This is a genomic window from Streptomyces sp. NPDC048643 (genome assembly GCF_040650615.1).
Taxonomy (GTDB): Bacteria; Actinomycetota; Actinomycetes; order Streptomycetales; family Streptomycetaceae; genus Streptomyces.
The window spans coordinates 196,729-216,322 of sequence record NZ_JBEZHO010000004.1; the positions used below are offsets into that span (position 1 = coordinate 196,729).

General features: G+C 72.8%; 17 protein-coding genes and 1 tRNA gene. 13 read left to right on the top strand and 5 right to left on the bottom strand.

Features of this window, described 5'->3' with window-relative positions; genetic code table 11:
- Nucleotides 1-166: 166 nt before the first annotated feature.
- The 7 genes from AB0C62_RS06155 (at nucleotide 167) to AB0C62_RS06185 (ending at nucleotide 7,243) form a co-directional block, all read left to right on the top strand.
- Nucleotides 167-1,168, top strand: a complete 1,002-nt coding sequence (locus tag AB0C62_RS06155) for a phosphatase PAP2 family protein (protein ID WP_362970022.1) — start codon at nucleotides 167-169, stop codon at nucleotides 1,166-1,168.
- Entirely contained in the window at nucleotides 1,119-2,300 is a 1,182-nt protein-coding gene (locus AB0C62_RS06160) for a hypothetical protein (protein WP_362970190.1), read from the top strand. The genes AB0C62_RS06155 and AB0C62_RS06160 overlap by 50 nt, the downstream gene beginning before the upstream one ends.
- The gene (locus tag AB0C62_RS06165; protein ID WP_362970024.1) at nucleotides 2,291-3,886 is read left to right on the top strand and encodes a hypothetical protein; all 1,596 of its coding nucleotides are present in this window, start codon (nucleotides 2,291-2,293) and stop codon (nucleotides 3,884-3,886) included. Before AB0C62_RS06160 ends, AB0C62_RS06165 begins: the two co-directional genes overlap by 10 nt.
- Nucleotides 3,883-5,217: an AAA family ATPase gene (locus AB0C62_RS06170; protein ID WP_362970026.1), complete on the top strand. Its 1,335-nt coding sequence runs from the start codon at nucleotides 3,883-3,885 to the stop codon at nucleotides 5,215-5,217. The genes AB0C62_RS06165 and AB0C62_RS06170 overlap by 4 nt, the downstream gene beginning before the upstream one ends.
- A 187-nt stretch (nucleotides 5,218-5,404) precedes the next feature.
- Nucleotides 5,405-5,782 (top strand): hypothetical protein, encoded by a 378-nt coding sequence (locus AB0C62_RS06175; RefSeq protein WP_362970028.1) that lies wholly within the window; start codon nucleotides 5,405-5,407, stop codon nucleotides 5,780-5,782.
- Between the two features lie 701 nt (nucleotides 5,783-6,483).
- A complete protein-coding gene (locus AB0C62_RS06180) occupies nucleotides 6,484-7,179 on the top strand; it encodes a bifunctional DNA primase/polymerase (protein ID WP_362970030.1) in 696 nt (231 codons plus the stop codon).
- A tRNA-Lys gene (locus AB0C62_RS06185) sits at nucleotides 7,170-7,243 on the top strand. The genes AB0C62_RS06180 and AB0C62_RS06185 overlap by 10 nt, the downstream gene beginning before the upstream one ends.
- A gap of 100 nt (nucleotides 7,244-7,343) precedes the next feature.
- Here the strand turns inward: AB0C62_RS06185 and AB0C62_RS06190 are convergent.
- Nucleotides 7,344-8,801: a M6 family metalloprotease domain-containing protein gene (locus AB0C62_RS06190; RefSeq protein ID WP_362970032.1), complete on the bottom strand. Its 1,458-nt coding sequence runs from the start codon at nucleotides 8,799-8,801 to the stop codon at nucleotides 7,344-7,346.
- 322 nt (nucleotides 8,802-9,123) lie between these two features.
- Here AB0C62_RS06190 and AB0C62_RS06195 point away from each other — a divergent pair, with 322 nt between their 5' ends.
- Nucleotides 9,124-11,049 (top strand): EAL domain-containing protein, encoded by a 1,926-nt coding sequence (locus AB0C62_RS06195; RefSeq protein ID WP_362970034.1) that lies wholly within the window; start codon nucleotides 9,124-9,126, stop codon nucleotides 11,047-11,049.
- Nucleotides 11,050-11,127: 78 nt separating this feature from the next.
- On the opposite strand, the gene AB0C62_RS06200 is transcribed toward AB0C62_RS06195, so the two are convergent.
- The 3 genes from AB0C62_RS06200 to AB0C62_RS06210 form a co-directional block, all read right to left on the bottom strand.
- Nucleotides 11,128-12,243, bottom strand: coding sequence for an LLM class flavin-dependent oxidoreductase (locus AB0C62_RS06200; protein ID WP_362970036.1), 1,116 nt, complete (start codon nucleotides 12,241-12,243; stop codon nucleotides 11,128-11,130).
- Nucleotides 12,244-12,452: 209 nt separating this feature from the next.
- Nucleotides 12,453-13,184 carry a decarboxylase gene (locus AB0C62_RS06205; protein ID WP_362970038.1) on the bottom strand — a complete coding sequence of 244 codons (732 nt, stop codon included), beginning with the start codon at nucleotides 13,182-13,184 and terminating at the stop codon, nucleotides 12,453-12,455.
- A complete protein-coding gene (locus AB0C62_RS06210) occupies nucleotides 13,181-13,960 on the bottom strand; it encodes an aspartate/glutamate racemase family protein (RefSeq protein ID WP_362970040.1) in 780 nt (259 codons plus the stop codon). The genes AB0C62_RS06205 and AB0C62_RS06210 overlap by 4 nt, the downstream gene beginning before the upstream one ends.
- 204 nt (nucleotides 13,961-14,164) lie before the next feature.
- On the opposite strand from AB0C62_RS06210, the gene AB0C62_RS06215 reads away from it, so the two are divergent.
- A complete protein-coding gene (locus AB0C62_RS06215; protein WP_362970042.1) occupies nucleotides 14,165-15,151 on the top strand; it encodes a D-2-hydroxyacid dehydrogenase in 987 nt (328 codons plus the stop codon).
- Between the two features lie 18 nt (nucleotides 15,152-15,169).
- Complete coding sequence (locus tag AB0C62_RS06220) at nucleotides 15,170-16,579, top strand: amidase (protein ID WP_362970044.1); 1,410 nt, start codon at nucleotides 15,170-15,172, stop codon at nucleotides 16,577-16,579.
- 48 nt (nucleotides 16,580-16,627) lie between these two features.
- Here AB0C62_RS06220 and AB0C62_RS06225 read toward each other — a convergent pair whose 3' ends face one another.
- Nucleotides 16,628-17,122 carry a DUF3830 family protein gene (locus AB0C62_RS06225; RefSeq protein ID WP_362970046.1) on the bottom strand — a complete coding sequence of 165 codons (495 nt, stop codon included), beginning with the start codon at nucleotides 17,120-17,122 and terminating at the stop codon, nucleotides 16,628-16,630.
- A 97-nt stretch (nucleotides 17,123-17,219) separates the two neighbouring features.
- Here AB0C62_RS06225 and ehuB point away from each other — a divergent pair, with 97 nt between their 5' ends.
- From ehuB to ehuD, 3 genes are read left to right on the top strand one after another with little or no spacing between them, the layout of a single operon-like run.
- The gene (gene ehuB, locus AB0C62_RS06230; RefSeq protein WP_362970048.1) at nucleotides 17,220-18,149 is read left to right on the top strand and encodes an ectoine/hydroxyectoine ABC transporter substrate-binding protein EhuB; all 930 of its coding nucleotides are present in this window, start codon (nucleotides 17,220-17,222) and stop codon (nucleotides 18,147-18,149) included.
- A complete protein-coding gene (gene ehuC / locus AB0C62_RS06235) occupies nucleotides 18,146-18,883 on the top strand; it encodes an ectoine/hydroxyectoine ABC transporter permease subunit EhuC (protein WP_362970050.1) in 738 nt (245 codons plus the stop codon). The genes ehuB and ehuC overlap by 4 nt, the downstream gene beginning before the upstream one ends.
- 40 nt (nucleotides 18,884-18,923) lie before the next feature.
- A complete protein-coding gene (ehuD, locus tag AB0C62_RS06240) occupies nucleotides 18,924-19,574 on the top strand; it encodes an ectoine/hydroxyectoine ABC transporter permease subunit EhuD (protein ID WP_081217447.1) in 651 nt (216 codons plus the stop codon).
- Nucleotides 19,575-19,594 lie beyond the last annotated feature (20 nt).

Consider the following 19,594-nt stretch of genomic DNA (forward strand, 5'->3'; position numbering starts at 1 on the left):
GGCAACCCGGGGGGCGATCTCCGCGTCTTTGAGGACCGGGGGCGCCCCTTCGGGGCGGCCGCACGCACCGTAAAATCCCATGTGGCCACACACCACCGTCAGCAGACTGCAGACTGTCGGGTCACGACGGACGAAGGGCCACGAGCAGATGGGGGAGGGCGATCGGATGCCGCAGACCGATGCACCGCGTACGGAGGCGGCACCACGCGCCCGGCTGCGCCGGTGGACCGAGCTGCGCGGGTCCGCTGCCGCGCAGAGCCGGCTCCGCTGGTGGACCGAGCTCCCGCTGATAGTCCTCGTGTACGCGTGCTACTCCGCGGGCCGGCTGCTCGCCCGGGGCGACACCGCCGGCGCGGTCGACCACGGCCTGCAGATCCTGCGGATCGAGAAGGTCCTCCGCCTCAACGCCGAGCACCCGCTGAACCGGCTGTTCACCCGGGAGGCCTGGCTGGGTGTGCCCGCCGACTTCTGGTACGCGTCGCTGCACTACCTGGTGACGCCCGCGATCCTCGTCTGGCTGTTCCGTTCCCGGGCCGTGCGCTACCGCGCGGCCCGCACCTGGCTGATGACCTCCACGTTCATCGGCCTGATCGGCTTCACGCTGCTGCCGACGTGCCCGCCCCGCCTGCTGTCGTCGGGGCACGGCTTCGTCGACACGATGGCCCAGTACAGCGACTACGGCTGGTGGGGCGGCGAGGCGAGCGCCCCGCGCGGTATGGGCGGGATGACGAACCAGTACGCGGCGATGCCGAGCCTGCACGTGGGCTGGGCGCTGTGGTGCGGCGTGATGCTGTGGCGCCACGGCCGTACGCCCGCGGCGAAGGTCGCCGGTGTCGTCTATCCGCTGTTCACCACGATCGTCGTGATGGGCACCGCCAACCACTACTTCCTGGACGCCGTCGCGGGCGCCGCCGTGATGGGCGTCGGCCTGCTGCTGACCCCGTTCGTGATGCGCGCGGCGAACCGGCTGTGGTCGCTCTTCGAGGGCCGTGTCCCGTGGGTCGCGGGTGTCGCGCGGGGCGAGGGTTCCGCGATTGTCAGTGCGGGGTGCCAGACTTCCCCGGGTGAACGCATCCCCCGACAGCGCGAGTCCCGATCCGGACCGGGAGCCGAGCCGGGTGCCTCTCCCGCGGACGCGGGGGACGGCGCTGCGGCAGCAGCTCGCTGAGCTGCGCGGTCCGGACGTCCCACCGAAGGCACTGGACGCGCGCGCCCTCGCGGCGCTCGCGGCCAACCCCGGCTGTGACCGCCGGGCCCTGCTGGACGGCGCGGGGGTCGACAAGGCGAAGCTGGCGGGCGCGCTCGGTGCGCCGTCCGCGTTCGGCCAGTCGCAGTTCGCCTTCATGCGGGGCAACGCGTTCGAGGCCCGCGTCAAGGCCGACGGCGGTGCCGAACTGCTCCGGCTGGTGCACGAGAAGCTCGACCCCGGCGCCGCGGCGCCCGGCTCCGGTGCCGTGCCCGACCTGAGCGCGATCGGCCCCGAGGGGCGCGCCGCCCGCACGGCGCTCGCCCTGCGCGAGGCGACCGAGGCCGGCGGCTGGACGCTGCTCGACCATCCGATGCTCGCCCTGGACGTCGCGGGTTCCGCCGCCTTCCTGGAGCCGGACGCGGTGGTCGTGCATCCCGACGGCGGCTGGACGGTCGTCGAGATCAAGTCGTTCCCGATGCTGGACGGTTCGGCCGACCCGGCGAAGGTGGGCGCCGCCGCCCGGCAGTCCGCGGTGTACGTCCTGGCGCTGGAGGAGGTCGCGGCCCGTCTCGATCCCGTCCCCGAGGTCCGCCACCGCGTCCTGCTGGTCTGCCCGAAGGACTTCTCCAACCTCCCCACCGCCTCGGCCGTCGACGTGCGCAAGCAGCGCGCCGTCACCCGCCGGCAGCTCGCCCGCCTCACCCGGGTCGAGGACATCGCGGCGGCCCTCCCCGAGGGCAGCTGCTTCTCCCCCGACCTCCCGGCCGAGGAGCTGATCACGGCCGTCGAGGCGGTTCCCGCGACGTACGCGCCCGAGTGCCTGGCCGCCTGCGAGCTGGCCTTCCACTGCCGGGCCCGCTCCCGCGCGCGGGGCGTGGTGACGTCCCTGGGCCGCTCCCTGCGCGCCGAGCTGGGCGGTCTGACGACGGTCACCGACGTCCTCGCGGCGGCGCACGGAGAGGCCGGCGATCCGGCGGACCCGGCCGTCGCGGCCCTGCGGAGAGCGGCCCTGCTGCGGGCGGAGGCGCTGGGCACTCCGGTCGGCGTCCCGGCCCAGGTGTCGGTGAGCCCCGCGTCGGCCGACGCCCGGGAGGCGGGCGTATGTCGCTGATCTCCACGCTCGCCCGGCTGGAGGCCGTCGAGAGCGGCCGGGCGCAGCCCACCGCGACCGTGCTCCACCGTCATCTCGTCGAGCGACCGCTGGTGTTCGTGCCGTTGACCACCGCGGGCGAGGCGGGCGCGCCGCTCGGCGCGCTCGTCGGCACCGACCGGGACACGCCGCGGCTGCTGGTCGTGCCGCAGCCCCGCGACCGCGACCTGCGGTTCGCGTTCCTCGCCGAGCTGGCGGACGTCGTCCTGCCGTACATCGACACGTTCGCGGACGTGGTCGAGGCGGCCGAGCGCAGCGACACCGACCCCGAGACCGGCAAGCGCGTCAAGGTCGAGGTCGAGCTGTGCGCGGACGCACCGCAGTTGATCGTGCCGGGCCGCGCGGCCATCGAGTTCGTCCGCCTGCTCGGGCGCTCCACCCGGTTCCGTCGCACCGCCGAGCAGGATCCCGAGGCACCGCATCCGGCGCCGCCGCGGGTGCCGTTGTCCGGGCGCTGGCTCACCCACTTCGGGGAGCGGGCCCGGGTGCCCGGCTCCGCCCTGCTCCTCGCCCTCACCGACGTGCTGTCCCGGCACTGGGCCACCGGCCAGAGCAGCCTGGAGGACCAGCATCTCGGCGCGCTGCTCGCCTGGATCGATCCGCCGGAGGGCGAGCCGGGCGCCGAGGCCGCGGTGCGGGCCGAGCTCCAGCGGGACGGCCGGGGCCAGCTCGTGTGGCCGCCCGCGGGCCCCGCCACGGACCCCGCCTTCGACAACCAGCTGCTCGCCCCCGCCATCGAGGCGTACGACCGCGCGCGGACGGCGTTCGCCGCCGCCGAGGACGGCGTCGAGGCGGACGACCGGCTCGGTGAACTGACCACCGCCGAGCGGCGGATCCGCGATCTCGTCGCGAGCGTCACCCGGCCCACCTGGGACGCCGTGTGGCAGGGGCTCGACCTGCTGCGCACCCTGCCGGAGGGACCGCACGCAGCCGACCGGTGGACTCGCGACCGCTGGTCGTTCACCGGTCACCGCGACCGGGTGGTGGCGGGCGAACCGCCGCAGCCGCGCCGGGACGACGCGGTCACCGCGGCGAACAAGCTCGCCACGCGCGAGCGCGAACAGGCGCGCCTGGAAGCGCAGGAGGCGCTGGACGACCCGCTGGTGATGGCCGGCCGGCGGCTCGCCGGGGAGGCGTTCGCGGGCGAGGTCACCGACGTCGTCATGGCGTACAGCGAGGGCAAGCGGCCGAGTCCCCGTCCCCTGGTCACCGTCCGCACCGACGACCACCCGCACCTCGGCGAGCGCGCCAAGGTGTACCGCTCGCTCGGCGGGAAGCCGCAGTCCGCGGAGTTCGTGGGGTACGAGGACGAGGGTGCCGCCGTGGTGCTGCGGATCACCGACAAGATGGGCCGGGGCAGGGAACCCGAGGCCGGGTCCGTGCCGGAGAAGGGGGACCTCCTCTGCTTCACCCTCTTCGAGCACGAGCAGCGCGGCGGCGCCAAGCTGCCCGACCCGGAGGACACGCCGTGGACGCACGGGGGGCCGCCGGGTGAGCCGGACGCCCTGCCGCTCCCGGACCCGGTGACCGAGGAGGACGTCCTGTGACCGCCGTCTTCGACCCGGGTGCCGAGGCCGCCCGCGCCACCGACGCGATCCTGCGCGACACCCTGCACGGCACCGACCGCGGCGTCGTCGTCGACTCGCCTCCCGGCGCCGGGAAATCGACGCTCGTGGTCCGCGCGGCCCTCGAACTGGCCGCCGCCGGACGCCCGTTGATGGTCATCGCGCAGACCAACGCCCAGGTCGACGACCTGGTGCTGCGGATCGCAGAGAAGGCCCCGGAGGTGCCCGTGGGGCGGCTGCACAGCAGCGACTCCGACCCGTACGACAAGGCGCTCGACGGCCTGGACCAGGTCCGCAAGTCGACGAAGGCGGCCGACCTGGCGGGCCTGGACGTCGTCATCTCCACCGCCGCGAAGTGGGCCCACGTCAAGGGGGTCGAGCCCTGGCGGCACGCGATCGTGGACGAGGCGTACCAGATGCGCTCGGACGCGCTGCTCGCCGTCGCGGGACTCTTCGAGCGGGCGCTGTTCGTCGGTGACCCGGGCCAGTTGGACCCGTTCGCCATCGTCGGCTCGGAGCAGTGGGCCGGCCTGTCGTACGACCCGTCCGCGTCCGCGGTGACCACGCTGCTCGCCCACAACCCGCACCTGCCGCAGCACCGGTTGCCGGTGTCCTGGCGGCTGCCCGCGTCGGCGGCCCCGCTCGTCTCGGACGCCTTCTATCCGTACACGCCGTTCCGCAGTGGCACCGGTCACGCCGACCGGCGGCTGAACTTCGGTGTCCCGTCGGACGGTTCGGGGACCGACCGGGTCATCGACGAGGCGGCGGAGTCCGGTTGGGGTCTGCTCCAGCTCCCCGCCCGGCACACACCGCGCACGGACCCGGAGGCCGTACGGGCGGTGGCCGAGGTCGTCCGCCGGCTGCTCGACCGGGGCGGCGCGGCCACCTCGGAGCGGGCGCCGGAGCCGGTGCCGCTGACCGCCGACCGGATCGCGGTCGGCACCGCGCACCGGGACCAGGCCGCGGCGGTGCGCGCGGCGCTGGCGGGCCTCGGGGTCGCGGACGTCACCGTCGACACGGCGAACCGCCTCCAGGGGCGGGAGTTCGACGTCACGGTCGTCCTGCATCCCCTGTCGGGGCGGCCGGACGCCACCGCGTTCCATCTGGAGACCGGGCGGCTGTGCGTGCTCGCGTCCCGGCACCGGCACGCCTGCATCGTGGTGTGCCGTGAGGGCGTGGGCGATCTGCTGGACGACCACCCCTCGACCGAGCCGGTCCAGCTGGGCGTCACGGTGAAGTTCCCGGACGGTTGGGAAGCCAACCACTCCGTGTTGTCCCATCTGGAGGAACATCGGGTGGCGTGGCGCTCCTGAGCCGCGGCTGCGGGACCGCCCCCGCTCCGGACCCAGCCGTTCCGGACGGACCCGGCGTGAACCGGCGGACCGGGCACCCGCACAGGGGGCGCGCCCGGCCCCCGGGGGCCCACTTGCGCCGCCGGGGGACAATGGACGGTGGCCCTCTTCCGAGAGGGGCATCTGAACCGTACGAGGAGGAGAAGACATGGCGGAGCCCACGCCGCGTCGGAACGAACCGCGGCTTCGCCCCGCGCCCCTGCTCTTCGAGCCCGCGGAGGCCGCCGGGGACCCGGAGCACTTCTTCGACCTGGAGTCGATAGACGATCCGCACGCGCTGCTGGACCGGGCCACGGAGCTGACCCAGGCGTTCCGCGCCGCGGCGGACCGGGCGCTCGAGTTCCAGGCCGTCGCGGCCGCGCAGCTCGCCGACCCGCGCCGCTTCGACCGGCTGACCACGGCGGAGATCGCCGAGCGGGCCGAGTGGACCGAGGACTACGCGAAGAAGATGGTCGAGTTCGGCCGCGACCTGCTCTCCGGCGCCGAGGGCGGTGGCCACGGCCACGGGGTGTCCGACACCCTCTGAGCGGGGACCGCACCCGCCCGCGTGCCGAAGCCGTGCGGCCACCGGACCCCGGGGACGGCGCGGCTTCCGCCACGTCGCCGCACGCCCTCCGCCGGCCCCGGATCGGGCCACCCGGCCCACGGCTTGATACGGGCCACCCCGCCGCCCGGGAGCCGCAGCCAACGGCGCCGGGGACCGCCACGGCCTCCACCCGTCCCCGTGCCCCCGGCTGCGCCGCGCCTCGCCCTCCGGCAGGAAGCGGCCGGCCGCGGACCGAGAGCCGTGCGGCCCCGGCGCCGGGGGCGCGACCCCCGCCCGAGTCCCCGCACACCCGCCGCCGCGCCGGCGGTCCTCGACCTCCGGCTTGGCGCGGCGTGCGCCCCGCGGACCCTCCGCCTCCGCCGGCGGTCCGACCGCGTGCCCCATCACCAGGCCCACCCCACCTGGGCCCCGGCTCCGCGCGACGTGCGGAGCCGGAGTCCCACGCAGCCTCCCCGGTGGGCCCGGTCCCGGCACACCGCGGCACGTCGCGCCCTGCCGTCCGGAACCTCGCCGAGGCACCCGCAGGCCGCCGGGAGGCGGTCCGGCGATCAGGTCGTCCATGCCGTCACAAGATCGCTGGCATATGCCAGGCGGGCAAGATACTCCCCTCCACCCGCTCCTGTCCCGGTTTTTCGCAACCCTCCGGAGTGACCCGCTCACCCCCGGTAGATGTATGCGTCATGAGCAGCACACGGAACCCGGCCAGCAGCACCCCGCACAGCCCCGGAACGCCGTTGCCCGAGTGGCGGGACGCCTCGGGAGTCACCTCCGAGGGAGCCACCTGGCTCGCCTCGGCAGGAACGTATCCGCGAAGCATGCTCACCCTCTGGGCGGAGCGGCCGGACGCGCCGGTCGTGCTGCCGTGCGGCAGCGCCTTCGACGTCGTCAGCGCGCCGTCACTCTTCGGCCGACGGATGCTCGACCGGCTGTGGGACGACGGGCCGGGCTCGGGCCCGGTGGCGGCGTACCGCGGGCGGATGCTGCTGTTCGCCGCGCCCGGCACCGCCCAGCGGCTGCCGTCGCTGATGCGCTGGGAGGAGTGGGGCTCCGAGGGGCGGGACTCCGGAGGGCACGGAAGCGCGGGCGGGCACGTGGGTCGCTGCCGCGAGGTGCCGCCCCTGCTCTGTCACGGCACCGGGGACGCGGTGACCGTACCGGCGCTCGCCGCGCCCGGCGTCGCGACGGACTCCGGCCGGCACGACGCGCGCTGGCTGGTCGCCCCCGACACCCGTCAGCCCTGGCTCCCCGGGCCCGAGATCCTGCTCTGGGCGGCCGTGCGGGCGGCCCGTGCGGCGGTGTCGGCGGCGGTGCGGATATCGATTTTTCCTCCCGCCGATCAGGATGCTAAGGTCTACGACGTCAGCAGGCGCCGCTAGCTCAGTTGGTTAGAGCAGCTGACTCTTAATCAGCGGGTCCGGGGTTCGAGTCCCTGGCGGCGCACGCCAACGAGAGCGGGATGATCGCGGAGACGCGAGCGTCCCGCTCTCGTCGTTTCCCCCCACCCCTACGCACCGGCGTACGGCCGTGCCGTCGCGTCCGCTCAGCCCGTCGTGATCCGGACCGTCCAGGAGCCCGACGCGGTCCGGTCCTCCACCTCGACCCGGACGCGTTCGCCCGGCACCGTGAAGCTCTCTCCGAGGCTCACCGGCGCGTCCGCCAGGGGCGGGTAGACCGAGTCCTCCCAGCAGGCCTCGGTGTGCGGGTGGGCGTCGAGGACCTGGATGGGGCCGCCGCCCGACTCGGTGCCGCTGCGCACCCGGTAGACGAGAACGCCCTGGGTGCAGGTCGAGCCGTCGTTGCCCGCCGAGCCGCGCGCCTCGAAGGCGAGGGCCGTGCCGGGTCCCGTCGGGACGACCGCCAGCTTGGTGCCCCGCCCGACACCGAACGTCCGCGTGCCCGGGAGGGAGGCGACCCCCAGCGCCCCGCGCTCGGCCGCACCGCCGGCACTGCCCGGCGCCCCGCCCGAGACCCCGGCCGCACCGACGGAACCCGTACCACCCACCGGGCGCACCGCCGAACCGGCGGAACCGGCGGACCCGGCCGGCCCGGCACCCAGCGGCTCCAGCGTCAGACGGGTGGTTCCCGAGCCCCGTACGCACGCCACCTGGTTCGGTTCCAGCCAGCCCAGCCGCCACTTGTGCCAGCCGAAGAGGTCGGGCGCGAGGCCGAACTGGCTGCCCATGAGGTCCCAGTCTCCGACGTACGTGTCCCAGTCGCCCTTGCCGTCCTCGGGACGGTGGTACAGGTCGGGCAGGTCGAAGACATGGCCGGTCTCGTGCGCGAGGACCAGCCGGTCCGGCGGGTGCTTCTCGAAGACCGTGACGACGCGGCGGATGTCCGTGCCGTCCGCGCGCAGCGGTGTGTCCAGGTTGACGACCTTCGTGGCGTCGGAGTCGACGCCCGGCGCGTCCGGGTCGGCGACGAAGTAGACGACGTCGTAGCGCGAGAAGTCGACCTGCGGGTCGGACACCGCGAGGGCGTCGCGCAGATAGGCGGCCCGGTCGGTGGCGTTCCAGTCGCGCTGTATGGCGTACGAGGTGGAGGGGTGCGGCATCTGGATCCAGGCGCGCTGGGGATGCGGGCGGACCGTGAACCTGCCGTACGAGGCGCGTTCGAAGAAACGGCTGGTGGCGGGGAAGTAGTCGCCGGTCAGCTCCGCCGGGGTGGTGGTCGGGGTGGAGTCCGGGAAGGACAGGAACACCATCACGGCGTCGAGGGGGCGGGTGGGGCGCACATAGGAGGAATTCCAGGTGTCGACGCCCTCCGAGTGGTGCGCCTCGGTGCGCGTCAGGGCGCACGGGTCCGCGAGGGGCTCGGCGAGCGCGGGGCCGGGCACCAGGGAGGTCGCGGCGAGCGCGGTCATCGAGGTGAACGCGGCCGCGGTGCTGCGCCAGCGGGGCAGCCCGTCACGGGCGAGGCCGCGCAGGGCCCCACGAGTGAGAACCCCCAGGGGGAGCGGACGCGGCACGTCGACCTCCGGATGCGGATTTCGGGACACCGCACCCAGCCTGTGTGCATTTGTATTACTTCGCCCTGTTTGTCTGCACCAGAAGAGTGAGAGGGCTGACGGGGCGACACCCCCGACCACTCACGGAACGTCACATGCGGTCGGCAGGGGAAGGAACCCGTCCAGATGCAGGCAGAAACGATCTGTCAGAACGGGTGGTTGTTCCGGGACACTGGACAGGGGCTGCACCGTTCCGAGGCCAGCCTCTATGATCGGCACACTTTCCTGCACCGACACGGCTTGTGCGGCCGCCCAGTCCGGCCGACCACCCGAGAGACCCATACGAAGAACGACTGCACTGCGGGAGCGAGCGGTGAGCGGAACGTCCGAAGGGCCGGCGCCCGCGGGAGACCTCGTCCGGCCGACCGTCACAGAGCGTCACATCGACACGTCTTCTCGTCCGTCCGTCGGACCCTCCCCCGGCACATCCGCCCCTCCCTCGCCACCCGTGTCCTCCGTGTCACCGGGGACGGCCGTGGAGTCTGCGGCTCCCGACGGAACGTCACCCCGCGCCTTCCAGGCGGCGTTCGCCACCGCGCCCCTCGCGATGGCCGTCGTCGACCGCGACGGCACCGTCGTCACCGCGAACGAGTCCCTGGCCACGCTGCTGGGCGTCGAGGCGCACACGTTCGCCGGCCGGTCCGCCTCCGAGCTGGTGGACCTGGCCTCCGACGCCCGGACCTGGCACGCCTACCGCGAGGTGCTGCGCGGCCGGCAGGCGCGGCTGCGCTGCACCCGCCGGCTCAAGCACCCCGACGGTCACTCCCTCTGGGTGCAGATCACGGTCACCCCGCTGCCCCCACAGGAACAGGCCGTCCTGGTGTCGGTCGCCGACATCGGTCCCCGGCGTGAACTCCAGGCCCGGCTGCGTCACTTGCAGATGCACGACCCGGTGACCCGGCTGCCCAACCGCACGCTGTTCTTCGAGCGTCTGACGGCGGCCCTGGAGGCGGAGGCGTACGAGGACGGCGGCACCGGCCGGATCGGACTCTGCTATCTGGACCTCGACGGTTTCAAGGCCGTCAACGACACCCTCGGCCACCGGGTCGGGGACAGACTGCTCGCGGCCGTCGCGGAGCGGCTGACACGCTGCGCCGACGAGGCCGGACACGCCCGGGCCACGTCTCCCCTGGTGGCGCGGCTGGGCGGCGACGAGTTCGCGCTGCTCGTCGAGGACTCGACCGGCACCGAGCAGGTGGCGGACCTCGCCGAGTCCGTACTGAAGGCGCTCCAGGCGCCGTTCGACCTGTCGGGTCAGCGGCTGTCCCTGTCGGCCTCCATCGGGGTCGTCGAGCGGCGCGCCACCGGGACGACCGCGACGGGCCTGATGCAGGCCGCCGACACCACGCTGTACTGGGCGAAGGCCGACGGCAAGGGGCGCTGGACGCTCTTCGACCCGGAGCGCAACGCGCACCGGATGACCCGCCAGGCCCTGTCGTCCACCCTGCGGTCCGCCGTCGAGCGCGGTGAATTCGCCCTGGAGTACCAGCCGTTGGTGGGTATGGAGGACGGCGGCGTGCACGGGGTCGAGGCGCTGGTCCGCTGGAACCATCCGCGGTTCGGCATGCTGACGCCGAATCGGTTCATCGGACTGGCCGAGGAGGACGGTTCGATCGTGCAGCTCGGCCGCTGGGTGCTGGCCACCGCCTGCCGGCAGGCCCGCCGCTGGCAGCTGGACCATCCGGACGCGCCGCCGCTCTTCGTCAGCGTCAACGTCGCCGTGCGCCAGGTCTGGGACTCGGATCTGGTGGCCGACGTCGCGGAGATCCTGGCGGAGACCGGACTCGCCCCGCATCTCCTGCAGTTGGAGCTCACGGAGTCGGCGGTGATGGGCTCGGCGGGCCGGCCGCTCCAGGCCCTCCAGGCGCTCAGCGACATGGGCGTGCGCATCGCGATCGACGACTTCGGCACCGGCTACTCGAACCTCGCCTACCTCAGCCGGCTCCCGGTGTCCGTGCTGAAGCTGGACGGTTCCTTCGTCCGCGGCTTCCAGTACGAGAACGCCGACGGGACCTCCGCCCACCCCAACCCGGCCGACGAGGTCATCGTCGAGGCGCTGATCCAGCTCGCGCACCGGCTCGGGCTGACCGTCACCGCGGAGTGCGTGGAGACGGCCTCGCAGGCGTCCCGGCTGCGCGGGATCGGCTGCGACACCGGCCAGGGGTGGCTGTACTCCCGGCCGGTGGCACCGGACCGCATCTCCGCGCTGCTGACCTCGGGCGCCTGCCCGCTGGCCTGACCGGGTCCCGAGCGGGGCGGCCGGACGCGGTCACACGCCTGGCCGGTCTCGCCGGTCCCCGGGTCTGCGGACCTGCCCTCAGGCCTCGGTGTCCTCGGCCTTCGGCAACCCGTAGGCGTCCGCGATCAGTTCGTAGGAGCGCAGCCGTACGTCTCCGCCGTGCGCGTTGCCCGTGATCATCAACTCGTCGGCCCCGGTGCGCTTCTGGAGGTCGTCGAGCCCGGTGCGCACCTCGTCGGCGGTGCCGTGGATGACGTTGGCGTTCCAGGAGTCGATGAACTCCCGCTCCATCGGGCTGAATTCGTACGCCTCCGCCTCCTCCGGCGTCGGGACGAGTCCCGGGCGGCCGGTGCGCAGGCGGACCATGTTCAGGGCGGCGGCCAGTACCTGACGGCGGGCCTCCCGCTCGTCGTCCGTGGCGAGCGCGGAGACGCCGATGAGGGCGTACGGGGCGTCCAGGACCGCGCTCGGCCGGAAGGACTCGCGGTAGAGGTCGAGCGCCGGAACGGTGTTCTGCGCCGAGAAGTGGTGGGCGAAGGCGAAGGGCAGACCGAGCACTCCGGCGAGGCGGGCGCTGAAACCGGACGAGCCGAGCAGCCAGATCGGCGGCCGGTGCGGGGACTGGACGCCGCCGGGCGAGGTGGACTGGACGGGTCCCGGAACGGCGTGGATCCGAGCGTAGGGGTGGCCGTCGGGGAAGTCGTCGTCCAGGAAGCGGGTGAGTTCCGCGAGCTGCTCGGGGAAGTCGTCGGCGCCCTCGTTGAGCCGCTGGCTGCGGCGCAGGGCCGCGGCCGTGGCGCCGTCCGTGCCGGGGGCCCGGCCGAGGCCGAGGTCGACGCGGCCCGGGGCCATCGCTTCGAGGGTCCCGAACTGCTCCGCGATGACCAGCGGCGCGTGGTTCGGGAGCATCACTCCGCCGGAGCCCAGCCGGATGCGGTCCGTGTGGGCGGCCAGGTGGGCGAGGATCACCGCGGGCGAGGAGCTGGCCACGCCCGGCATCGAGTGGTGCTCGGCCACCCAGTAGCGGTGGAAGCCGCGGGATTCCGCGAGGCGGGCGATCCGGACGCTGGTGCGCAGCGCGTCGGTCGCGGTGCGGCCCGCGCCCACGGTGACCAGGTCCAGTACGGAGAGGGGGACCGGGGCCGTGCCCTGTGCCGTGCCTCGGATCTCGCCCGTTTCGGCCGTCTCGTCCACCGGGGGTGCCTCCTGTTGCTCCGCGATCGTGTCCTCGCGCCTGCCAACAGGAGGGTGGCTCCGTTTATTCCTCGGGGTGCCCCCCGGGCGGGCGGAGGGGCGTTGGTTTCGCCCCCTCCGCCCCTGCCCTTCCCGTCCCCTGGGGCTCCGCCCCAGACCCCGCTCCTCAAACGCCGGAGGGGCTGAGACTACTTTTGGCGAGCGGCTCGCTACGCCTGGACGATCGGTTCCCTCGTGAACAGGGCGCCCAGTTGGGGAGCGTTCACGCGGCGGTCCGTCAGGCGGAGGGCCTCCCGGACCGTGACCTGGTTGGCGGTGAGGACCGGTTTGCCGAGTTCCTTCTCCAGGTCCGGGATGTGCGCCACGGTGTGCAGCGCGGTGTCCGGGAGGAGGATCGCCTCGGCGTCGGGGCGGTCCACGTCGCGTGCGAGGGCGAGGACCTGGTCGTACTCCCAGGTGCCGACCTCGGCCGCGGTGACGACGCCGGAGGCGCTCACGGCCACCACCTCGGTGCCCGCCTCCTTGAGGAACGCGGCGAAGAGCGCGGCCACGTCCTCGGGGTACGTCGCCCCGATCGCCACGCGGGTCGCCCCGATCTCCTGGACGGCGTGCGCGAAGGCGAAGGAGGTCGAGGACGCGGGGATGCCCGCCGAGCGGGCGAGGCCGCGGACCTGCTCGTGGGCGCCCTCCAGGCCACGGACGAAGCTGCCACTGGTGCAGGCCCAGACCACGGCCTCGGCACCGGACAGGCGCAGCTCCTCGACACCTGCCTCCAGGCGTTCCGCGGACCCCATCTCGAGCAGGGCGTCCACGCGGTGGGCGTCCTCCCCGATGTCCGTGTGGACGACGGTCAGGCGGACGTCGCTGCCGAGCAGCTGCTCCATGCGCGGGTAGTCGTCCTCGGCCGAGTGGCCGGGGTAGAGGAATCCGAGTGCGGTCATGCCCAACCTTCCTGTTCTTCCGGCAGTACGGGGTCCCTGCGGGCGGCGGAATCGATCAGCCGTTGATAGGGGCCCACCGCTCGGGTACCCAGTTGGCGCAGCGCCGCCCACATCGTCACCTGGTTGGCCGAGATCACCGGGATCCGCAGCTCGGCCTCCAGCTGGGGGATGACGTCGTACGTCGGAAGGTTGGTGCAGCTGATGAAGAGGGCGTCGGCGTGGCAGCGCACCGCCCGGCGGGCCATCTCGGCGACGTCGCGGTACGGGACCTTCCAGATGTGCCGGGTCAGGCCCATGAAGGCGCGGTCCGTGACGGTGATGCCGGCCTCGGCGAGGTACTCCTCCAGGGACTGGGTGACGGACACGGTGTACGGGGTGACCAGGGCGATCCGGCGGGCGCCGAGTTCCTTGAGGGCGTCCAGGAGGGCACCGGAGGTGGTGAGCGAGGGGATCGCGCCCGCCCGTGTCATCGCCTCGCACATGGCCTTCTCACCGGCGACCCCGCCGACGAAGCTGCCGGAGGTGCACGCGTACGCGACGACCTCGGGGGCGACCGCGTTCAGCGCGCGGACCGCGTCGCCGAGCGTCTCGTGCTCGGAGACCAGCCGGGCCAGGTCGAGGCTGACCTCGACCGGCACGAACGGCGTGCGGGTCAGATGCAGGGAGACCTCGGCCGGCACCCAGCGCCACAGCTCACGGTCGAGGGCGAAGTCGAACGGGGCGACGACACCGACCCCGCGCTGCGGATGCGGACCGCCGAGAAAGGAAACGTCCATGGCTGGCACCGGCCTCACGAAGGGAAACAGGTGGGCAACGGACCGTGTGCGGGCCCGTGTTGACGAAGGTAGGTTCGGGTGCGAGCGTGGTCAATCCGCGCATCTCAGACGGCTTCGACCCCTGTTCGCCCGCACGTCCCCCCGGTCATCTCGCCTCAGGACACCCCAGAGAAGCGGACTGGCATTGCGAAACGGTTTCCTCCGATGAACGCCCGTATGTCCCTCGCCCCGTCCTCCCCCTCGTCCCCCGGGACCACCCTGCTCGTCCTGGACGCCGAGCCCCTCCCCCGCCTCGGCCGTCTCACCGGCCGGGTCCGCGTCGAGCACGCCGACACCTCGACGCTCGCGGAGAAGCTGCCGTCCGCGGACGCGCTGCTCGTGTGGGACTTCGCCTCGGACGCCGTGCGCCGCGCCTGGCCGGGCGAGGGTCCGCGGCCCCGCTGGGTGCACACCGCGAGCGCCGGTGTGGACCATCTGATGTGCCCCGAACTCGCCGCCTCCGACACGGTAGTGACGAACGCGCGCGGGGTGTTCGACCAGCCGATCGCCGAGTACGTGGCGGCGCTGGTGCTCGCCATGGCGAAGGACCTGCCCCGGACCTGGGACCTCCAGCGCGACCGTGAGTGGCGCCACCGTGAGTCACAGCGCGTGGCCGGCACCCGGGCCTGTGTGGTGGGGTCCGGGCCCATCGGGCGGGCGATCGTCCGCACGCTCAAGGCGCTCGACATCACCACGGCCCTGGTCGGCCGCAGGCCGCGCACCGGGATCCACGGACCGGCGGAGCTCGACCGGTTGATGGCCCGCGCCGACTGGGTGGTGTGCGCCGCGCCGCTCACCGACGAGACGCACGGCATGTTCGACGCGCGGCGCTTCGGGATGATGCAGCCCTCGGCCCGGTTCATCAACGTGGGGCGCGGTCAGCTCGTCGTCGAGCGGGCGCTCGCCGAGGCACTGTCGAAGCGCTGGATCGCGGGCGCGGCCCTCGACGTCTTCGAGCACGAACCGCTGGGCCCCGACAGCCCGTTGTGGCAGGTCCCGGGTCTGATCGTGTCGCCGCACATGAGCGGGGACACGATCGGCTGGCGGGACGAACTGAGCGCACAGTTCCTGGAGTTGTACGACCGCTGGGCGGCGGGTGAGCCCCTGCGGAACGTGGTCGACAAGAAGCGTGGGTACGTACCCGGACACTGAACCACCGTGGAGGGGCCGATGTCGGAACTCACCGAGCTGACCGCCGTACAACTCGTCGACGGGTACCGCAAGGGCGAATTCAGCCCCGAGGAGGTGACGCGTGCCGCCCTGGAACGGGCCGAGCGGGTGCAGCCCGCCGTGAACGCGTTCGTCCGTCTCCTCGCCGGCGACGCGATGGACCAGGCGCGCGCTTCGGCGGACCGCTGGCGGCGCGGGGCGCCGGCGGGCCTGCTGGACGGGGTGCCCGTCACGGTGAAGGACATCCTGCTGCTGCGCGGGCATCCGACGCTGCGCGGCTCCAGGACCGTGAGCGAGCAGGGCCGTTGGGACGAGGACGCGCCGTCGGTGGCCCGGCTGCGCGAGCACGGCGCGGTGTTCCTCGGCAAGACGACCACGCCGGAGTTCGGCTGGAAGGGGGTCACGGACTCGCCGCTGTCGGGCGTGACCCGCAACCCGTACGACGTCTCGCGCACGGCGGGCGGCTCCAGCGGGGGCAGCGCGGCGGCCGTCGCGCTCGGCGCGGGTCCCCTGTCGCTCGGCACGGACGGCGGTGGCAGCGTGCGCATACCGGCCGCGTTCTGCGGGATCTTCGGGCTGAAGCCGACGTACGGCAGGGTGCCGCTCTATCCGGCCAGCGCCTTCGGGACGCTCGCGCACGTGGGCCCGATGACCCGGGACGCCGCCGACGCGGCGCTGATGCTCGACGTGATCGGCGCGCCGGACGCCCGCGACTGGTCCGCGCTCGGCCCGGCGCACGGTTCCTTCGTGGACGCCCTCGACGGCGGGGTGCGCGGTCTGCGCGTCGCGTACTCGCCGTCGCTCGGCGGGCAGGTCGCGGTCGCCCCCGCGGTCGCGGCTGCGGTGCGGCGGGCGGTGGAGCGGCTCGCGGGGCTCGGCGCCCATGTCACCGAGGCCGACCCGGACTTCACCGATCCGGTGGAGGCGTTCCACACGCTGTGGTTCAGCGGGGCGGCCCGGGTGACCCAGCGACTCGGGCCCGACCGGCGGGCCCTGCTCGATCCGGGGCTGCGGGAGGTCTGCGGCCGGGGCGCCCGGTACAGCGCGCTGGAGTATCTCGCCGCGACGGACGTCCGGATGGCGCTGGGCCGCCGCACGGGCCTGTTCCACACGACGTACGACGTGCTGGTCACGCCGACGCTGCCGCTGACGGCGTTCGCCGCGGGCGTCGAGGTGCCGGCCCGTTCGGGGCTGCGCCGCTGGACGGGCTGGACACCGTTCACATACCCCTTCAACCTGACGCAGCAGCCCGCCGCGACGGTCCCGGTCGGTCTGGACGGGGACGGACTGCCGGCCGGGCTGCAGATCGTCGCGGCCCGGCACCGGGACGACCTCGTCCTGCGCACCGCGCACGCGCTGTACGAGGCGGGCGCCGCCGGGGTCGCTCCCCCGGCGACTCCCGCGCCCTAGCCGCCCGGTGGGACCGGCACCGGCGGTGCCGGAAGCTGCCGGTGCGCCTCAGGCCCGCCGGAAGCTGAGTGTCTCCCCGGCGGCGCCGGTCCGCCACAGGTCGTTGCAGGCCTCGGCCATCTCGTCGAGGCCTTCGACCAGTTGGCCCCAGACGATGCCCGGGATCCAGCCCACGTCCCCGTTCAGGAGCAGGTTGTTGCGCTCGTAGAAGAGCGCGAGGTCGACCACCGTCGTGCCGGGACGGACGTCCGCGTCGTAGCCGTAGGCCTTGGTCCCCAGCTCCGTTCCCGCGAAAGCGAAATAGCAGAGGTCTCCTGGAATAGGGGTAACTGTCGGATTTTCCAGGGGTGGCTCGGATATCGCGAAAGGGGGGAAGAGAGCGTAGATCTCATTGCGTGCGTATTTCGCGTGGTAGACGTCGCCGCTCAGCGGAAGGGCGTCCCAGACCGCCGCGCAGGTGATCGGCGCGCGGTCGTCGAGGAGTTTCGCGGTGCCGTGCACACCGCGCTTGACCAGCGAGACTTCGATGAATCGATCAGCCATGCATTCCATGGTCCCCCCGAGGTCAAGTGCGCGTCGTACCCGTACGGGGCTGAAATAGATCCGAATACTTCGCATGCTCTCGGGTAGCCGCGCGGCCATGGCTCCACCTTTTGGGAAAGCACATGAAAACAGCCGCGCACACGACAGACACACCCCCGGGACCACCCGCCGGTCGCTGCTCGCGGGGGTCGCGGCGCTCGGTGCGCTGGGTGCCGCCGGCTGCAGTCGGGTGGCCACCGCGTCCTCGACCGACGGCGGCGAACTCCTCGACCGGCTGAGGGCGCAGGGCGTCGTCCGGCTGGGTATCGCGGGCGAGATCCCCTTCGGGTACATCGACCGGGACGGCCACCTCACCGGAGAGGCACCGGAACTGGCCAAGGCCGTCTTCAAGCGGCTGGGCGTCGACCGGGTCCAGCCGGTGCCGACCGAGTTCGGCTCCCTCATACCCGGGCTCAACTCGCAGCAGTTCGACGTCGTGTCCGCCGGGATGTACATCAACGCCGAGCGGTGCGAGCAGGTCATCTTCGCCGACCCCGACTACCAGATGCTCGACGCGTTCATCGTGCGCAAGGGCAATCCGAAGGGCCTGCGCGACTACAAGGACGTCGTGGCGAAGAAGGCCAGGTTCGCGACGGGCACGGGGTACGCGGAGATCCAGTACGCGGTCGAGGCCGGGTACGAGGAGAGCGAGATCCTGATCGTGCCCGACCAGGTCGCCGGGCTGAACGCGGTCGAGGCCGGGCGCGCCGACGTCTTCGCGGGGACCGCGCTGACCGTCCGCGAAGTGGTGAAGAAGTCCGGCAAGACCGAGAGCACCAAGCCCTTCGCGCCACTGGTCAAGGGCAAGCCGCACGTCGACGGCGGCGGTTTCGCGTTCCGTTCGCCGGAGACGAGACTGCGGGACGCCTTCAACGTCGAGCTGCGGAAGATGAAGGAGAGCGGCGAACTCTTCCGCATCCTGCGGCCGTTCGGCTTCACCAAGGCCGAGATGACCGACATGACCGCGAAGGAGCTGTGCCGCGGATGACATCGGGACTCTGGGAACTCGTACTCAAAGGGATCTGGGTCACCGTCCAACTGCTGTTCTGCAGCGCTCTGTTGGCCGGTGCCATGTCCTTCGTGGTGGGCATCGCGCGTACCTCGCGGCGATGGATCGTCCGCTTCCTCGCGGGCTTCTACACCGAGGTGTTCCGCGGTACCTCCGCCCTGATCATGATCTTCTGGGTGTACTTCGTGCTGCCGCTCGCCTTCGGCTGGCAGCTCGTCCCGCTGTGGGCGGGCACGCTGGCGCTGGGGCTGACCTACGGCGCGTACGGCTCGGAGATCGTGCGCGGCGCGCTGAACGCGGTCGACCCGGCGCAGCGTGAGGGCGGGATCGCCCTCAGTTTCACGCACTGGCAGCGGCTGCGGCTGATCCTGCTGCCGCAGGCTGTGCCGGAAATGGTGCCTCCGTTCAGCAACCTGCTCGTCGAGCTGCTCAAGGGCACGGCGCTGGTCTCCGTGATGGGCATGGGCGACCTGACGTTCAGCGCCAACCTGGTGCGGCTCGCGCTCCAGCAGAGCGCGGAGGTCTACACGTACGTCCTGCTGATCTACTTCGTCATCGCCTTCGTCCTCACCCGTCTGATGCGCGGTCTGGAGAAGCGGCTGAAGGCCGGGGTCGGCAAGGAGCCGGACAGCCTGCCGGCACGCGAGCTGAAGCGGGCGGAGACGACCGGCGTGGGCGCCGGCGCCGGTACCGCGGGCGGGAGTGGCTCATGAGCACCACGGACCTCATGGAGACGACGACCGGAGGTGCCTCATGACGTGGGACTGGAACGCCGTCGGTGACTTCATGCCGCACTTCTGGGACGGCCTGCTGGTCACCCTGCAGGCGCTGGCCCTCGGCTCGGTGATCGCGTTCGCGCTCGGTCTGGTGTGGGCGCTGCTGATGCGGACGCCGACGCGCTGGGTGCGCTGGCCGGTCGGGGTGGTCACCGAGTTCGTCCGCAACACCCCGCTGCTGGTGCAGCTGTTCTTCCTCTTCTACGTGCTGCCCGAGTGGAACATCACGTTCTCCGCGCTGACCACCGGTGTCGTCGCGATCGGCCTGCACTACTCGACGTACACGATGCAGGTCTACCGGGCCGGTATCGAGGGGGTGCCCGCCGGCCAGTGGGAGGCGGCCACCGCGCTCAGCCTGCCGGTGCGGCGCACCTGGACGGCGGTGATCCTGCCGCAGGCGATCCGCCGCGTGGTGCCGGCGCTCGGCAACTACGTCATCGCCATGCTCAAGGACACCCCGATGCTGATGACGATCACCGTGCTGGAGATGCTCGGGGAGGCGCGGCTGTACTCGCAGCAGCACTTCCAGTTCACCGAGCCGCTCACGGTCATCGGCGTGGCCTTCATCCTCATTTCCTACCCGGCTTCCCTGCTGCTGCGAGCCCTGGAGCGACGCCTTGTCCGCTGACACGAACACCGACACCAGCC

What these genes read in the sequence shown, in the direction of transcription:
- ehuD (WP_081217447.1), top strand. Translation starts at nt 18,924, where the DNA reads ATGACGTGGGACTGGAACGCCGTCGGTGACTTCATGCCGCACTTCTGG.
- AB0C62_RS06215 (WP_362970042.1), top strand. Translation starts at nt 14,165, where the DNA reads ATGAACGCCCGTATGTCCCTCGCCCCGTCCTCCCCCTCGTCCCCCGGG.
- AB0C62_RS06180 (WP_362970030.1), top strand. Translation starts at nt 6,484, where the DNA reads ATGAGCAGCACACGGAACCCGGCCAGCAGCACCCCGCACAGCCCCGGA.
- AB0C62_RS06205 (WP_362970038.1), bottom strand. Translation starts at nt 13,184, where the DNA reads ATGACCGCACTCGGATTCCTCTACCCCGGCCACTCGGCCGAGGACGAC.
- AB0C62_RS06225 (WP_362970046.1), bottom strand. Translation starts at nt 17,122, where the DNA reads ATGGCTGATCGATTCATCGAAGTCTCGCTGGTCAAGCGCGGTGTGCAC.
- AB0C62_RS06165 (WP_362970024.1), top strand. Translation starts at nt 2,291, where the DNA reads ATGTCGCTGATCTCCACGCTCGCCCGGCTGGAGGCCGTCGAGAGCGGC.
- ehuC (WP_362970050.1), top strand. Translation starts at nt 18,146, where the DNA reads ATGACATCGGGACTCTGGGAACTCGTACTCAAAGGGATCTGGGTCACC.
- AB0C62_RS06155 (WP_362970022.1), top strand. Translation starts at nt 167, where the DNA reads ATGCCGCAGACCGATGCACCGCGTACGGAGGCGGCACCACGCGCCCGG.
- AB0C62_RS06220 (WP_362970044.1), top strand. Translation starts at nt 15,170, where the DNA reads ATGTCGGAACTCACCGAGCTGACCGCCGTACAACTCGTCGACGGGTAC.
- AB0C62_RS06175 (WP_362970028.1), top strand. Translation starts at nt 5,405, where the DNA reads ATGGCGGAGCCCACGCCGCGTCGGAACGAACCGCGGCTTCGCCCCGCG.
- AB0C62_RS06210 (WP_362970040.1), bottom strand. Translation starts at nt 13,960, where the DNA reads ATGGACGTTTCCTTTCTCGGCGGTCCGCATCCGCAGCGCGGGGTCGGT.
- ehuB (WP_362970048.1), top strand. Translation starts at nt 17,220, where the DNA reads ATGGCTCCACCTTTTGGGAAAGCACATGAAAACAGCCGCGCACACGAC.